Here is a 15,824-nt window from a genome sequence, read left to right as displayed (position 1 = left end):
GGCGCGGCGCTACTTGTGACCGCCGCCGGTGGAAAAGCCGCCCCAGGAACCGCCCGAACTGCGGTAGCTGGTGGAACTGCAGTTCTCGTAGCGCGGGTCGCAACTGGAGCAACTGCGCGACATGCTGAGCAGGATCAGCATCACAATGACGATGATCACGATGGTGCGGATGCTCATGCCCGAGGCCGCGCTCACCGCACCGGCGTCGCGCTTGAAGAGCTCCTTGCGTCCGTCGAGCCGGAACGCGCGCGCCACGGTGTCTCCCGCCACCCGGTTGCCGGACGACCAGCTCACTTCGTTGGCTGTCTGCTCCATCGACAGCAGGCTGCTGCCTGCCGCGAAGTCGCGGTTGAAGCTTTTCTGGCCGCGCCTGACCGGCCAGTAGAACTCGCCCGCGACGTAGCCGGTTTCGGCGTTGTAGGCGTACTGCAGCTGGTAACGCGTACCGAGGTACGTGGCTGCGCGGCCGCCCGGCGCCATCATCGGCGCACCGGTGGTCGGCTTCACGAGACTCCAGCCGTCTTCGGCATCGACCAGGAAGGTGAAGCCGCGCTTCTGGTTGAACAGCAGGTATTCGCTCCAGCCGAAATGCTCGTCGTCGCCGGGCTCCACGCCCATGCGGTGCTGGAAGCCCACCACCTGCCAGGCCGTGCCCTGCAGCTGGCCTGACGTGCCCAGCGGGATGAGCAGTTGCACCGGCTCGTCCTGCACGGCGTGACGCAACTCGCCGCCGATGCCCTGCGACAGGTCGATCAGCGAATTGCATGAACGGCAGGTGATGCTCTTCGTGTTGGCCAGCTTCACGTCCACCGACGCACCGCAGTGCGGGCAGGTGAAGCTGCGGCCTTTGTCGTCACGCGCCGATTCGTCTTTCAAGCCCGTGAGCGCAAGCTCGTCGAGCATGACCGCGCGGCCAGCCTCGATGGCGGGTGGCGTCGAGCCGTAGTCGATGCCGAGCACTTCGCCGTCGGAACTGCGCAGCTCCACCATCGGGAATGCGGTGCCCAGCGGCGGCAGATGGCCGAGCTCGCCCTGCGCGGAAGCGAGCGCGACGGGCTCGTTGAACGACACGCTGTAGGGCTTGCCGTTGATCGCCGTCGTCGAGCCGACGCGGAAGCGTTCGGCTGGCGGCATCTCGCGCTGCGTGTTGACGGGTGTCGAGAAGACGAAAGCCCCGTTGTCCTCGCTCAGCGTGCCGGCGCTGCCGTCGTCGAAGGCGGCGCGCCATTCGCTCCAGGTGGTGTCGCCGTACTTGTATTGCAGGCGGCCGACGATGGTGAAGCCCTTGCCGTTCCACTTGCCGCTGGCCATGAGCTGCAGCGGGCTGTAGTCGGAAAAGACATCGGCCATCTTGCCGATGCGCGTGAGCCGGTCGCCGTCGCGCACGACGGTGGACTGGCAATACGCGCAGATGGCGTGCGTGGACTGCGCGCTGCGGAACTCGACCGGCGCGCCACAGCCCGGGCAGGGTGCCCGGTATGCGCGTTGGGGGCTCGGCTCAGCCACTGAAGACGCGCGCCGTCAGTTCAGCTGAGCTTCTTGAGCAGTTCGGCCTTCTTGGCGTCGAACTCTTCCTGCGTGAGGATGCCTTTGGACTTGAGGTCGCCGAGTTTCTCGAGCGTGGCCATCACGTCTTCGGGCTTGACCGACCCTGCGGCCTGGGCCGCAGCGGCAGCGCCTGCCGCACCGCTTCCGCCCTGCAATCCCTGCGACAGGTTCTGCGCCAGCACCTGGCCGAGCGCAACGCCCGCGCCCAGGCCCATCGCGTCGCCTGCGATGCCGCTACCACCGCCACCCGCACCGCCGCCTTCGGCGAACTTCGGAATGGCCTGCGCCGTCTGGTATTGCATGAACTTGCCCATGTCGTTGCCGACCATGCCCATGCCGATCTTCTGGTCGAGGATCTTCTGCAGTTCCTCGGGCAGCGACACGCTCTGCACCGTGAGGCCTTCGAGCTTCAGGCCGACCTTCGCGAACTCGGGCTGCAATTGCGTGGCCAGCGCCTGCGAGAAGGCGATCTGGTTGGCCGCGAGGTCGAGGAACGGCAATCCGCTGGAGGCGATGGCGTTGCTGATGTTCTGCAGCACCAGACCGCGCAACTGGCCGTCGAGGTCGGACACGGTGTATTCGTCACGCGTGCCGGAAATCTCGGTGTGGAACAGCTTGGCGTCGGCGACGCGGAAGCTGTAGTTGCCGAAGGCGCGCAGGCGCACCGCGCCGAAGTCCTTGTCGCGGATGGTGATGGGCTGGGGCGTGCCCCATTTCTGGTCGACCTGCTGGCGCGTGCTGAAGAAGTAGACATCGCTCTTGAAGGGCGACTCGAAAAGCTTGTCCCAGTTCTTGAGGTACGTGAGGATCGGCAGCGTCTGCGTGGTCAGCTTGTAGGTGCCGGGCGTGAAGACGTCGGCCACCTTGCCTTCGTTCACGAACACGGCCACCTGCGATTCGCGCACGGTGAGCGAGGCGCCGTTCTGGATTTCCATCTCGGCCATGGGGAAGCGCCAGACGAGCGTGCCGTCGCCGTCCTCCGTCCACTGGATGATGTCAATGAACTGTTTCTTGATGAAGTCCATCAGCGCCATGGCTCGTTCCTCCGCCGGTTGATATGAGCGGATGATGATACCCCCCGGACATGGCGGATCAATCAGCGCGGCATGGCGAGATGCAGGCCGCCGTCGCCACCCGGCGCTCTCATATTCATGGGACAGCACCGGCCGGGGCGTGTGTCCTAATACGGATCTCCCACCATGCAGCCCCTGCCATCCGACCCGGTCCTGAGCGTCGTCGTCATCGAGGACGACGCGTTCCTGCGCGAGACGCTGTGCAAGGCGATTGCCGCGCAGCCGGGCATGCGCGTCGCGGCGGCGTTCGGTGCCGTCGGACCGGCCATCGAATGGCTGGCCGGCCATGCACCCGATGTGCTGCTGACGGATCTCGGTCTGCCCGACGGCAGCGGCATCGATGCCATCCGTGCTTGCGTCCGCCAGCATCCGGATTGCGACATCCTCGTCATCAGCCTGTTCGGCGACGAGACCAACGTGCTCGCCGCCATCGACGCGGGAGCGATGGGCTACATCCTGAAGGATGCGGAAGACCTGGACGTGGCGCGATTCATCGCCGACCTGCGGCAGGGCGGCTCGCCGATGAGCCCGATGGTCGCGCGCAAGCTGCTCACGCGCGTGCAGCAGCCGCCGCGCGGAATGCCTCCGCCCGCACGATCGACGGGCCCGGACACCGTCGCAGTCGCAGCGTCGGGCCTGACCGCACGCGAACTCGAAGCGCTGGACCTCATCGCGCGCGGCTACACCTACCGCGAGATCGCCGCGCTGCTGGCACTGTCCGTCGGCACGGTGCAGACGCACATCAAGCACATCTACGCCAAGCTGTCGGTGCACACGCGCGGCGAGGCGGTGTTCGAGGCGCACAAGCTGGGCATCCTGCAAAGCGGTTTGCTGGCGCCCGACCGGGATTGACCTGACGCGCCGTGCAGCTCCTTCGGCTAGAGTCCTGACATCGGACTTGCGTCGTCCGGCCTTTCGTTGTCCCATGCTGTCGTGTCTGTGCGGTCGCGGTTTGCGCGCGGCCCTGTTTGCGGTCTTTTCTGTTTCATTCCTGTCCTGCCTGCTGGCGGCTTCCGGCCATGCACATGCCGGGCCGCAGGTCATCGATCGCGCCGAAGTTTTCACGACACTCGCGGGCGAAACCTCCCCGTCCATTTCAGCGCAGGTTTCGCTGCCTTACCAATGGGACCGGCTGCATCCTGCCACCGACGGGCAAGCCGTGTTCCGCCTTCATGTTGCAGTGCCGGACCTGACCGCGCCGCTCGCCCTGTACATCCCCCGCCTGGGCAACAGCTTCGTGATCCGCGTGAATGGCAAGGACCTCGCCAGCTTCGGCACGTTGCCGCCCGACCCCTACGATGACTCGGTCACCGAGCCGCAGTATTTCGTGATCCCGCCGCAACTGCTGGCAGCGGACACGCGGGTCGAGATCACTGTCGGCACGCAGGCTGGCCGGCTGGGCGGGCTCTCGCCCGTCATCGTCGGCACGGAGGGCGAGGTGCGCCCCATGTACCGGCGCACGCATCTGTGGAACGTCGAAGGTTCACGCTTCGTCGTGATCGTGAGCGCCGTGCTCGGGCTGCTGGCCATGCTGCTGTGGTGGCGCCAGCGCGATCCGGCGTACCTGTACTACGGGCTGGGCGAATTGCTCTGGTCGGTGCAGACCCTGCGCGCGCTTCTGCCCCATTCGCCGCTGCCCTGGCCGTGGTGGGGCGTGATCCCGCTCGCGTCTTTCTTCTGCGCGCCGTTCCTGCTTTGCCGTTTCGCGCTGACGGTGATGGGCCACGGCCGCGAGCGTCTGGCGCAGGCCTGTGGCGTGTTCGCACTGGTGGCGCCCTTCGTGGCCACGTTCGCGATCCTCGGCCATGCGCCATGGATGATCCCGGCCTGGCAGGCCGTGATCCTCGTGGTGAGCATCTCGATGGCAGTGATTGTCGTGCGCGGCGCGGTGCGCAGCGTGGTGTGGGAGCAGCGCATCCTGGGTTTCGCGGTGGCGTTCATCGTGGCCTGCGCCACGCGCGACGTGCTGGTGCTGCGCCTGTCCGCGCGGGCTTACGAAATGGTGCCGTGGACGCGCTTCGCGTGGGTGGCGTTCGGCGTTTCGCTGGCATGGATCATCGCCGAGCGCATGCGCGAGGACCGCGCCGCCATCGCGCGCATGAACATGTCGCTCAACGACCAGCTGGCCGCGCGCAATGCCGAGCTCACGGCCGCTTTCGAACGCGAACGCCGCAACGAAAAGGAGCGCGGCGCGCTCGAGGAACGCCAGCGTCTGATGCGCGACCTGCATGACGGCCTGGGCAGCCAGCTCGTGGGCGCGCTGCGCGTGGCGCAGCAGGCCAGCTCGTCACGCGAGGACATCACGCTGCAGCTGCGCGAGGCCGTGGACCAGCTCAAGATCACCGTGGACGCCATGCAGGAAACCGACGGGGACATTCCGTCCGTACTCGGCGCGGTGCGTTACCGGTTGACGCCGCGCCTGCAGGCTGCCGGCATCGACCTGCACTGGGATGTGGGCCGCCTGCCGCCGGTGCCGGGCTGGGGCGTGCGTGAGGCGTACCAGCTGCAGATGCTTCTGTTCGAGGCGTTCACCAACATGGTGGTGCACTCGGGCGCCCGCAACGCGAGCCTGTCCGCGCGCGTGATGCCGGACGCTGCTGGCGGGCCGGACGCCATCGAGATCGGCATTTCCGATGACGGCCGCGGCTTCGACGTGCAGGCGGCCAGCGCAGGCAACGGCAAGGGTCTGGCAAACATGCGCATGCGCGCGCAGGCACTGCGCGCGGGGCTGGAGATCCGGTCCGCGCCGGGCCAGACGCGCATCGTCATCGCACTCTGGCCGTGAAAGTCAAAAGTCCTTCAACCGGTCCGGGCCGCAATTGACCCCGATTGACCCCTTTACGCACATCCACCTACTAGGGTTTCCCCGTGTGATGGCCGTACAATCCCACACCCCATAAGACCCGCCGGGCACGTCCATCAACGCGTGCCGCGTGGCAGCAGGAGACCCTCAGATGTCGATCACCCCGGCGCAAGCCGAAGAAAAGCGCGCCGAACTCCGGCGCCAGGCCCTCGAATACCACGAGTTCCCGACGCCCGGCAAGGTCGCCATCGCGGCCACCAAGCAACTCACCAACCAGCGCGACCTGGCCCTGGCCTATTCGCCCGGCGTGGCAGCGCCCTGCGAGGAAATCGTCAAGGACCCGTCGGCTGCGTTCCGCTACACGAGCCGTGGCAACCTCGTGGCCGTCATCTCCAACGGCACCGCCGTGCTGGGCCTGGGCGACATCGGCCCGCTGGCCTCCAAGCCGGTGATGGAAGGCAAGGGCGTCCTGTTCAAGAAGTTCGCCGGCGTCGACGTGTTCGACATCGAGATCGACCAGAAGGACCCGGCCAAGCTGGTGGAAGTCATCGCTGCGCTGGAGCCCACTTTCGGCGCGATCAACCTCGAGGACATCAAGGCACCGGACTGCTTCTACGTCGAGCGCGAGTTGCGCAAGCGCATGAAGATCCCGGTGTTCCATGACGACCAGCACGGCACCGCCATCACCGTCGCGGCCGCCATGCTCAACGGCCTGAAAGTCGTGGGCAAGGACATCGGCGCGGTGAAGCTCGTCACGTCCGGTGCGGGTGCAGCGGCGCTGGCCTGCCTGAACCTGCTGTTGAAGGTGGGCCTCAAGCGCGAGAACGTGTTCGTCACCGACCTGGCCGGTGTGGTCTACGAAGGCCGCACCGAGCTGATGGACGAGGACAAGATCCAGTACGCGCAGAAGACCGAGGCACGCACGCTGACCGACGTGATCGAAGGCGCGGACGTGTTCCTCGGTCTGTCGGCCGGCGGCGTGCTCAAGCCCGCCATGGTGGCTAGGATGGCGGCGCGCCCGGTCATCTTCGCGCTGGCGAATCCGAACCCCGAGATCACACCCGAAGACGCGCATGCCGTGCGCGGCGATGTGATCATGGCCACCGGTCGCACCGACTATCCGAACCAGGTCAACAACGTCCTGTGCTTCCCCTACATCTTCCGCGGCGCACTCGATTGCGGCGCGACGACGATCACGGACGAGATGGAAATTGCCGCCGTCCACGCCATCGCCGAACTGGCCCAGGCCGAGCAGAGCGAAGTGGTGGCCGCGGCCTACGCGGGCGAAGCCCTGGCCTTCGGCCCCGACTACCTGATTCCCAAGCCGTTCGATCCCCGTCTCATGATGAAGATCGCGCCTGCCGTCGCCAAGGCTGCAGCAGAAAGCGGCGTGGCGCTGCGCCCGATCCAGGACATGGACGCTTACCGCGACAAGCTGCAAAGCTTCGTCTACGCGTCGGGCACGACGATGAAGCCGATCTTCCAGGCCGCGAAAGTGGCGGGCAAGAAGCGCGTGGCGTATTCCGAAGGCGAGGAAGAGCGCGTCCTGCGCGCCGCGCAGATCGTGGTGGACGAAGGGCTGGCGCGCCCCACGCTCATCGGCCGCCCCGCGATCATCGCCCAGCGCATCGAGAAGTTCGGCCTGCGCCTGAAGGAAGAACTGGACTACGACATCGTCAACGTCGAGCAGGACCACCGCTACCGGGACTTCTGGCAGACCTACCACCGCATGACCGAGCGAAAGGGCGTGACGGCCCAGGTGGCCAAGATCGAGATGCGCCGGCGCCTGTCGCTGATCGGCGCGATGCTGCTGCACAAGGGTGAGGTCGATGGCCTGATCTGCGGCACCTGGGGCAACACGTCGATGCACCTGCACTACATCGACCAGGTCATCGGCAAGCGTAGCGGCGTCTGCACCTATGCCTGCATGAACGGCCTGCTCCTGCCGGACCGCCAGGTCTTCCTGGTCGACACGCACGTGAACTACGACCCGACGGCCGAACAGCTCGCGGAAATCACCGTGATGGCCGCCGAGGAAATGATGCGCTTCGGCCTCAAGCCGAAGGCCGCGCTGCTGTCGCACTCCAACTTCGGCAGCAGCAACCAGCCCAGCGCCCTGAAGATGCGCCATACGCTGGAGCTGCTGCGCACGCAGGCCCCCTGGCTCGAAGTGGACGGCGAAATGCACGGCGACGTGGCGCTGGACGGCAAGGCGCGCGCGGCGATCATGCCGCACAGCACCCTGGCGGGCGACGCCAACCTGCTGGTCCTGCCCAACATTGATGCAGCCAACATTTCCTACAACCTGCTCAAGACGGCGGCTGGCGGCAACATCGCCATCGGCCCGGTCCTGCTGGGTGCGGCCAAGCCGCTCCATATCCTGACGGCCAGCACCACGGTCCGCCGCATCGTGAACATGACAGCCCTTACCGTGGCGGACGCCAACGTCAGTCGATAAGAGCTGGAGCGCAAGCCTGCGCTCACTTCAGCCACCCGGTAAAACCGTCGCGGCTGCTCAAAATTTGAGCAGCCGCTTGCTTTTTCAGGGGGTTTGAGTCACACTAGCGCGCTTAGATTTTCGGGTTTTCCCGGGGATTGTTGAAGGCGTATTCCCATGTTGCGAACCGCAGCCATCAAGACAAGCAAGTCCGTACTTGCTTGGGTATTACTGGCTTCGGTGGTAACCGGCCCCACGCTGGTGCATTCGCGAGAACCCATGCCTGCGCAGGGTTCGGCCACCATCGCCGTGGCGCAGTTGCCCGAATCGGGCCGCGAAACGTACCGCCTGATCCGTCAGGGTGGCCCGTTCCCTTACGACAAGGACGGCTCGGTGTTCGGCAACCGTGAGCGTTTGCTGCCCGCCCAGGCCCGCGGTTATTACCGCGAATACACCGTCAGCACGCCAGGCGTGCGTCACCGGGGTGCCCGGCGCATCGTGTGTGGTGGTCAACCCCGGACGCCCACAGCCTGTTACTACACGGCCGATCATTACGCGAGCTTTCGCCGGATCGTCGAGTAGGGTCCGTTGTCCTGGAGTGACGTGAAGTTTTTATGAAAGAAAGAGAAGCGGAGATGGATACACCACTTCGTGTGGAAGGCGAGGCGATCCTGCGCGGCGTCCGGCCGAATATCGTGCAATCGATCCGGGCATATCGCGTCAGCGACCTGCAATCGGCTGCGCACAGCGTCAACCAGCACTTCCTGTACGCCAACCTGGCCAACGCCCAGAGCAAGCAGGACGTCCTGGACATGATCGCCCAGCAGTTCACCTTCCCGACCCACTTCGGCAAGAATTTCGACGCGCTGTACGACTGCATGACGGATCCGTTGCATAAATCGGGCCCGCAGCCCGGTTTCGTCGTCGTGCTGGAGCAGATCCCGGCGAACGCCAAGTTCGACAAGGAAGCGCGCGAGCAGTTGCTGGACATCTTCCGCGACGCGGCCGACTACTGGGCAGACCGGAAAATACCGTTCCGCTGTTTCTATTCTTTTCTGTAGCCCGTTCTGCACAATCAGGCCAAGCAGAACGGGCCAACGAGGCCAAGGTTGCCGACACCGGCACCGAAGCGATTGCCGGCATCGAGCTGGCATCCGACGCCGGCGAGAAAATGCCGACGGACAAGCTGGTGGACGTGTCGCCGCTGGCGCTGCGCATGAGCAGCCCGTTCAACGCCGGCTACTGGCTGTCAGCCGCCTGATCGATTTTCCGATCCCGCGTCCTGCAATAAAAAACCCGCTCCGGCGGGTTTTTTATTGGGCGGAAGCAACCGTCGAGGTCGGCCCCAGCGCCTGGGTGAGGGCTACGTACTGCTCGACAGGCACTTCCTCCGCACGGCGCTGCAGGTCGAACGCACCGGAGAAGTCGCGCGCGTCCAGCCATTTACCCAGCGAATGCCGCAACAGCTTGCGACGCTGGCTGAACGCCACCTGCACCAGTTCTTCGAGCAACCCGACATCGACGTCGGCAGGTCGCGCGCGCGGCACCATGCGCACGACGGCGCTGTCCACGCGCGGCGGCGGGTCGAACGACTCCGGCGGCACGAACAGGATGTTTTCCATCTCATAGCGCCACTGCAGCATCACGCTCAGGCGTCCGTAATCAGAAGTCGCCGGACTTCCGACCATGCGGTCGATCACTTCCTTCTGCAGCATGAAATGCTGGTCTTCGACGAGGCCGGCGAATCCGAGCAGGTGGAAGAGGATGGGTGAGGAAATGTTGTAGGGCAGGTTGCCCACCACGCGCAGCTTCGATCCGGGTGCAGCGCCCGGTACGACGAGCGATGCGAAATCCACCTTGAGGACATCGGACTCCACGACATCCAGATGCGGATGCTTGCGCAGGCGTGCAGCGAGGTCGCGATCGAGTTCGATGACCGTGAGCCGGCCGACGCGCTCGACCAGGGGCTGCGTGAGCGCGGCCAGACCCGGGCCGATCTCGACCATGGCCTGACCGGGTCGCGGTGAAATCCCGCGCACGATCGCGTCGATGATCGCGCCGTCCGACAGGAAGTGCTGGCCGAAGCGTTTGCGGGGAATGTGCGAGGCCATCGTGGGGGCAACCGGATCGCGGGGTGGTCTCGGCTGCCTGCTCCGGGTCTGTATGCGAAGTGGCCTGGGTTTACTGCGGCGACTCGCGCATTTCAACGTAAGCGCGCGCACGGATGTCCTGCGCCCAGTTCGCATACGTTTCGTCGAGCCGCTTCTCGCGCAGCATGTTGCGCGCGATCTCGCGCTGCTCGCGCTGCGTGAGCCGGGCTTCGCGGCGTTCCAGCAACTGGATGAGGTGGACGCCGAAACGCGAAAGGACCGGATCGCTCACCTGGCCCACGGCGAGTTTTTCCAGAGCTTCCTCGAATTCGGGCACGAACTGACCGGGGCGGCTCCAGCCGAGGTCGCCGCCGTCCTTTGCGCTGCCATCCTGGGAAGTCTCGCGCGCCAGCGCCGCAAAGTCACCGCCTGCCTGCACGCGCCTCTTGATGGCGGCCAGACGCTCCACGGCCTGTGCCTGGGTCATCTGCGCGCCGATGCGCAGGAGGATGTGCCTGGCATGGTTCTCGACGACCGTGCTGTCGATGCCCCCGCCCTGGCGCTTCTCGACCAGTTTGAGGACATGGAAGCCCGCACCCGAACGGATGGGCGCGGCCACGCCGCCGGTGGACAGCGTGCGCACGGCATCCGTGAAGAGCTCGGGGTAGCGATCGATCGTGCGCAGGCCCATGGCGCCGCCGGATTCCCGCGCGTCCGGCGCGCTGGAGAGTTCGCGCGCCAATGCGGCGAAGTCTTCGCCGGCACGCGCACGCTCATAGGCGCGTTGCGCCCTGGCCTGCAGTTCGGTCACTTGCGCCGGCGTTGCCGTCTCGGGAACGGCAATGAGGATCTGCGCGATGTTCAGTTCAAGCCTGGTGGCATCCACTGTGGCGTTCTGCTCCAGCAGGAACTGGTCGGCCTCCGTATCGCTGATCTTCACGCGTTGCTCGAAGTCGCGCTCGCGCAGGCGTTGCAGGATCAACTGGCCCCGCAGGTCTTCGCGGAAACGCGTCGAATCGATCCCCTCGCTGCTGAGGCGGCGGCGGAAGTCGGCAACGGAAAGCTGGTTCTGTGCTGCGATGTTCGCTTCGGCGTTGTCGACTTGCGAATCGTCGATCTTGATGCCGATCTCGCGCGCATACTGCAGTTGCGCTTTCTCCGAGATGAGGCGTTCCATCACCTGGCCCAGGAAAATGTCGCGGGGCGGCAGCTGCGCCGCCTGGCCTTGCTGTGCCGCCTGTTGCTGGAAACGCAATGCACGCGCGCGCACTTCGTTGTTGGTGAGCGGTTCGGAGTTGACGACCGCCACGATGTAGTCGGCCTGCCGTTGCGACGCGGTCGAGCTGGTGGTTGCAGCAGAGGCGGGCGGCAGCATCAGGCTGGGGCCACTGCCCGATCCGGGGATGCGCAGGCCCTGCGCGTGCAGGGGCAGGGCGGCGGATCCGAGGCAGGCGACGAGGACCAGGGCAGGTTTGATCATGAGGGTCAATCGTAGTTGCTGAAGCGGCTGGGCGTGGTGATTTCCTCGCGCAGGTACTGGTAACGGGGGATGTTTTCCTTGAGGGTGCGCAGCGGGTTCGAGCCCACGCGCGTGAAGCCGACGAACTCGATCTGGAACATGATGCGCTTGTTCGAGGTGCTGGTGCCATTCTGCAGACGCTCGACAACGACACGACCGATCCAGCAGCAGGCATCGTATTCGAGGCCGACGACCGCATCGACCACCTTGCTGTCGCGCATGCTGTAGTTGACGCGGCCGACGCTGTACCAGCGGCCGCCGCCTTGCCCACGACCCGGGCCGAGGTTCTGGCCCTTGTCGCCCCACAGGTCGTTCAACGGCCATTGCCAGCCGATGTCGATCTGTTCACTGCCCACGAGCAGCGGCGCCACGTTTTCCTTCTGCAGGCGGTATGCCGCGCTGACGACACGGTAGTCGCTCGGGCTGTAGCGCGCGCCAATGGTCGAGCGGATCGAGCGGCGCGTCTTCGGATTGAACTGAACCGTCGAATCGACCGACCACTGCGGCGTCCAGTTGACGGACGCACCGAGCAGCACGTCGCTCAGGCGCTCGCTCACCGGCGCGCCGCCGGGCAGCGTCACGTTCTGGTCGCGGAAGCGGAACCGCTGGGCGATGCCGACGCGTGCCGCCTCGGCGCCGGTGTCCGGGTCGAGCAGTCGCGATGACAGGCCGAGCGTCAGCAGGTTGTTGTCCGAGATGCGGTCGTTGCCGCCGAAGGCGTTCTCGGTGTAGATGGTGGCGAAGTTGAAGTCATTGGCGCCGGTGTCATACACAGGCAGCATGCTCTGGTCGCGATAGGGCGTGTAGACATAGAACGCGCGCGGTTCGAGTGTCTGGCGGAAGGCCCGGCCGAAATAGGACGCGTCGCGCTCGAACACCAGGCCACTGTCCACGCTGAACGTCGGTACCGCGCGGCTGGCCGATGTGGCACCGTTGGCCAGCGGTGTATCGAACTGGTAGTTGGTGGCGTGCAGTTGCACCTTTGGCGTGATGAAGCCCGCAGGGAAGATCCACGGGCGGCTCAGTTGCGCGAGTGCATACGCGCGATCTGCGTTGGCCTGGCGCGTGTAGAAGCGGTCCGCCTGGAAACGTGTGAAGTCGCCGGTGAGCGAGTAATCGAAGCCCCCCACGTTCGCGCGCGACCATGTGGCGGCGATTTGCGGCAACTTGTCGTATGGCGGCGTAATGGGCGAGAGCGGGTCCTGCAGCGTCTGCCACTTGAGCGTCCGTGCCTGCAAGCTCACGTCGCCCCGGGCCCACGACACGTTCACATCGCTGGCCAGGAGGCGCTGCGTGAGCGAGGCGGAGCTGCGAGAGAAGTCGCGCCAGTAGTTGTCGTCGCTGACGCGGTTGATATTGACGTTCGTCAACAGCGTTCCATAGCCTACCGCGAACCGGCCTTCCTGCGTCGCTGCCAAGCCCCAGCGCGAGCGATCACGCAGCTTGTCGTCGGGCATCAGGTCCAGCCGGAGCTGCCCGCGGTAGTCACGCTCGAGGAAGCGGAATTCGCCGCCCACGTTGACGCCGCGTCGCGACATCAGAGTCGGATAGATGGTCGCATCGCGGTTGGGCGCGATGTCCCAGTAGTAAGGCAGCGTCAGGTCGAGGCCGTTGACGTTGTCCAGCCCGATGGTGGGCGGCAGCACACCGGACTTGCGCTTCTCGCTCAGCGGAAAGCTGATGGACGGGATCGGCAGCACCGGCACGCCCTTGAAGGTGAGCAGCGCGCCGTCGGCTTCGCCGGTTTCCTCTTCGTTGTCGATGCGGATCCGCGCCGCGCGCAGGATCCAGTCCGGCATCCAGCCCGGGCCGGGTTCGGCCAGGCAGGTGGTGTAGCTCGCGTCCTGGATGATCGCGCGCTGGTCGTCGATGAAGTCGATGCGCGATGCTTCACCGTAGGCACCGTTGCGCAGGAAGCGGTAACGCGGGTTCAGGAAGAAGCCCTCGAAGGACTCGACCTTCAGTTCCAGCACTGGGCCTTCGTAGATGTTGCCGGCCTGGTTGATGCGGATGTTGCCGCGTGCCTTGGCCAGATCGTCGGGCTGGTAGTACTCGAGCCGGTCGGCCTTGATGACGGTGTCGCCGCGACGGATTTCGGCATTGCCTTCCAGCACGGTTTCCAGGTCGGTTCGGCCGGACAGGCGATCGCCGCGGATGAAGCTCACCGTCTCGTTGCGCTTCATGCCGGTCTTCTCGGCGAGCATGGGGCTGGTCTTGAGGACCAGGGGCGCACGCTCTGCGGATGGCCCCGCAGCCTGGGCCTGCGCCCAAGCCGCGGCAGGCGTGAGCGACGTCAACGCCGCCACCAGCCACGCCAGCGGCGCGACAGGCAGGCCCGCAACCGCGGCAGCGCCGCCGAAGCGGCGTTCAAAGGAAATCAGCTCACAGGGCATGCAAACGGCGGGACGGATGGTCGGGACTGGTTGGACGGGCGCAGGCAGGGGCCAGGGCCGCAACCGCGTTTGTAGAATGGATTATCCATGAGTACACCGCCCTCTCCCGGCTCGCCGGCCCCAGCCTCCGTCCCCGTTGCAAACATGCCCGTCAGCTGGGATGACCCGGTCCGCGCGCAGGCGTTCGCCCGTTGGCTCGAATCGGTGACCGGACCACACCGGCTGCTGCCGGACACCCTGCGGACGGCTTCGGCCGACGCCAGCTTCCGGCGCTATCTGCGCATCGACTCCGCCACTGCCACCGGCAGCCTGATCATCATGGACGCGCCACCGCAGCACGAGAACTGTGCCCCGTTCGTCAAGGTTGCCAGTCTCATGGAGCAGGCCGGCATGAAGGTGCCGCACGTGCTGGCCTGGGACGAGCCGCTGGGCTTCATGCTGCTGACCGATCTGGGTTCGCGCACGATGATGGAAGTCATCGACCGCGAGCAGCCGCACGCCAATCTGGACCTGTATCTCGCGGCGGTCGATGCGCTGGTGGACTGGCAGAAAGCCTCGCTGCCGAACGTGTTGCCGCCGTACGACCACGCGTTGCTGCAGCGCGAGCTGTCGCTGTTTCCTGACTGGTACCTCGCGCGTCATCGCGGCGTGACACTGTCCGACGCGCAGCGCGCCACGCTGGACAAGACGTTCGCGCTCATCATCGAGCGCAACCTCGCCGCGCCACAGGTGTACGTGCACCGCGACTTCATGCCGCGCAACCTGATGGTGAATCCGGATGGCGGCCGCGCCCCGCTGGGCGTGCTCGATTTCCAGGACGCCGTGTACGGCCCCATCACCTACGACATCGCCAGCCTGATGCGCGATGCCTTCCTGAGCTGGGAAGAGGAGTTCGTGCTCGACGTGACCGTTCGCTACTGGCAGAAGGCACGCGCGGCAGGGCTCTTCGGCACCGGGGACGATGCGCATGCATGGGCCGATGATTTCGGCGAGTTCTATCGCGGCGTCGAATGGATGGGCCTGCAGCGGCACCTCAAGGTGGCGGGCATCTTCGCGCGGCTCACACTGCGCGATGGCAAGGCGAAATACCTTGCGGACGCACCGCGCTTCATCGGCTACATCCGCTCCACCGCCAGCCGCTACCGGGAGCTCACGCCGCTGCTGCGGCTGGTGGACGAGATCGAGGGCACGCAGGCAGCCACCGGTTTCGCATTCGGCCGCGTGTGACCGGCCATGCCCCGTTTCCACTGTCCCGTTCCCCTTGCCGAAGGCACCGAATTGCCATTGCCTGCGACAGCGGCGCGGCATGTGCAGGTGCTGCGCCTGCAGCCCGGGGATGAGGTGACGTTGTTCAACGGCGAAGGCGGCGAGTTCACGGCCGAAGTGCTGCGCATGGGGCGCAGCGATGTCAGCGTGAAGGTGCTCGCCCACCGCGGCGTCGAACGCGAAGCGTCGCGACAGGTGCACCTTGCCATCGGCATGCCGGCCAACGAGCGCATGGACTGGCTGGTCGAGAAAGCCACCGAACTCGGCGTGGCGAGCATCCAGCCCTTGCACACGGCGCACAGCGTGTTGCGGCTGTCGGGCGAACGCGCGGCCAGGAAACAGGCGCATTGGCAATCCATTGCCGCCGCGGCGTGCGAGCAGTGCGGGCGCAATCGCGTGCCGCTCATCCATGCGGTCAGCGACCTTCCCGTCTGGCTGGTCGCGCCGAAATCTATGCCTTCGTTCGTGCTGTCGCTGCAGGACAGCGCTGCCGATCCATCGCCGCTCGCGCAGCGCCTGGAACCGCCTGCATTCGTGTGCCTCGTCGGCCCTGAAGGCGGCCTGAGCGCACAGGAAGAAGCGGCGGCACTGGCCAGCGGCATGCTGCCGCTTTCCCTCGGTTCGCGCGTGTTGCGCTCGGAGACGGCCGGCATCGCCGTCGTGGCCGCGGCCACGCTGCAAGCGCTGTAAGCAAC

The 15,824-nt window shown here is 65.9% G+C and carries 12 protein-coding genes; 7 read left to right on the top strand and 5 right to left on the bottom strand.

The window, feature by feature from the left end:
* Positions 1-9: 9 nt before the first annotated feature.
* Positions 10-1,506 (bottom strand): DUF4178 domain-containing protein, encoded by a 1,497-nt coding sequence (locus tag ACO2Q9_RS14955; protein WP_423312602.1) that lies wholly within the window; start codon positions 1,504-1,506, stop codon positions 10-12.
* 20 nt (positions 1,507-1,526) lie between these two features.
* Positions 1,527-2,582, bottom strand: a complete 1,056-nt coding sequence (locus tag ACO2Q9_RS14950; RefSeq protein WP_423312601.1) for an SPFH domain-containing protein — start codon at positions 2,580-2,582, stop codon at positions 1,527-1,529.
* 165 nt (positions 2,583-2,747) lie between these two features.
* On the opposite strand from ACO2Q9_RS14950, the gene ACO2Q9_RS14945 reads away from it, so the two are divergent.
* The 5 genes from ACO2Q9_RS14945 (at position 2,748) to ACO2Q9_RS14925 (ending at position 8,922) form a co-directional block, all read left to right on the top strand.
* Positions 2,748-3,473, top strand: a complete 726-nt coding sequence (locus tag ACO2Q9_RS14945; protein ID WP_423312600.1) for a response regulator — start codon at positions 2,748-2,750, stop codon at positions 3,471-3,473.
* A 73-nt stretch (positions 3,474-3,546) separates the two neighbouring features.
* A complete protein-coding gene (locus ACO2Q9_RS14940) occupies positions 3,547-5,406 on the top strand; it encodes a 7TM diverse intracellular signaling domain-containing protein (RefSeq protein WP_423312599.1) in 1,860 nt (619 codons plus the stop codon).
* Between the two features lie 169 nt (positions 5,407-5,575).
* Positions 5,576-7,882, top strand: coding sequence for an NADP-dependent malic enzyme (locus tag ACO2Q9_RS14935; RefSeq protein ID WP_423312598.1), 2,307 nt, complete (start codon positions 5,576-5,578; stop codon positions 7,880-7,882).
* Between the two features lie 156 nt (positions 7,883-8,038).
* Complete coding sequence (locus ACO2Q9_RS14930) at positions 8,039-8,443, top strand: ribonuclease domain-containing protein (RefSeq protein ID WP_423312597.1); 405 nt, start codon at positions 8,039-8,041, stop codon at positions 8,441-8,443.
* Between the two features lie 53 nt (positions 8,444-8,496).
* A complete protein-coding gene (locus ACO2Q9_RS14925) occupies positions 8,497-8,922 on the top strand; it encodes a barstar family protein (protein WP_423312596.1) in 426 nt (141 codons plus the stop codon).
* A gap of 252 nt (positions 8,923-9,174) precedes the next feature.
* Here ACO2Q9_RS14925 and rsmA read toward each other — a convergent pair whose 3' ends face one another.
* The 3 genes from rsmA to ACO2Q9_RS14910 form a co-directional block, all read right to left on the bottom strand.
* Positions 9,175-9,972, bottom strand: a complete 798-nt coding sequence (gene rsmA, locus ACO2Q9_RS14920; protein WP_423312595.1) for a 16S rRNA (adenine(1518)-N(6)/adenine(1519)-N(6))-dimethyltransferase RsmA — start codon at positions 9,970-9,972, stop codon at positions 9,175-9,177.
* A gap of 70 nt (positions 9,973-10,042) precedes the next feature.
* A complete protein-coding gene (locus ACO2Q9_RS14915; RefSeq protein ID WP_423312594.1) occupies positions 10,043-11,431 on the bottom strand; it encodes a peptidylprolyl isomerase in 1,389 nt (462 codons plus the stop codon).
* A 5-nt stretch (positions 11,432-11,436) separates the two neighbouring features.
* Positions 11,437-13,863 (bottom strand): LPS-assembly protein LptD, encoded by a 2,427-nt coding sequence (locus ACO2Q9_RS14910; protein WP_423312593.1) that lies wholly within the window; start codon positions 13,861-13,863, stop codon positions 11,437-11,439.
* An 87-nt stretch (positions 13,864-13,950) separates the two neighbouring features.
* Between ACO2Q9_RS14910 and ACO2Q9_RS14905 the strand changes: the two genes are divergently transcribed.
* On the top strand, positions 13,951-15,090 hold the full coding sequence (locus tag ACO2Q9_RS14905; RefSeq protein WP_423312592.1) for an aminoglycoside phosphotransferase family protein: 1,140 nt from the start codon (positions 13,951-13,953) through the stop codon (positions 15,088-15,090).
* Between the two features lie 6 nt (positions 15,091-15,096).
* A complete protein-coding gene (locus tag ACO2Q9_RS14900) occupies positions 15,097-15,819 on the top strand; it encodes a 16S rRNA (uracil(1498)-N(3))-methyltransferase (RefSeq protein ID WP_423312591.1) in 723 nt (240 codons plus the stop codon).
* Positions 15,820-15,824 lie beyond the last annotated feature (5 nt).

Source organism: Variovorax sp. VNK109, assembly GCF_049445855.1.
Taxonomy (GTDB): Bacteria; Pseudomonadota; Gammaproteobacteria; order Burkholderiales; family Burkholderiaceae_C; genus JAGOCV01.
The sequence above is the reverse complement of the archived record's forward strand: the minus strand, read 5'-3'. Positions and strand labels throughout refer to the sequence as shown.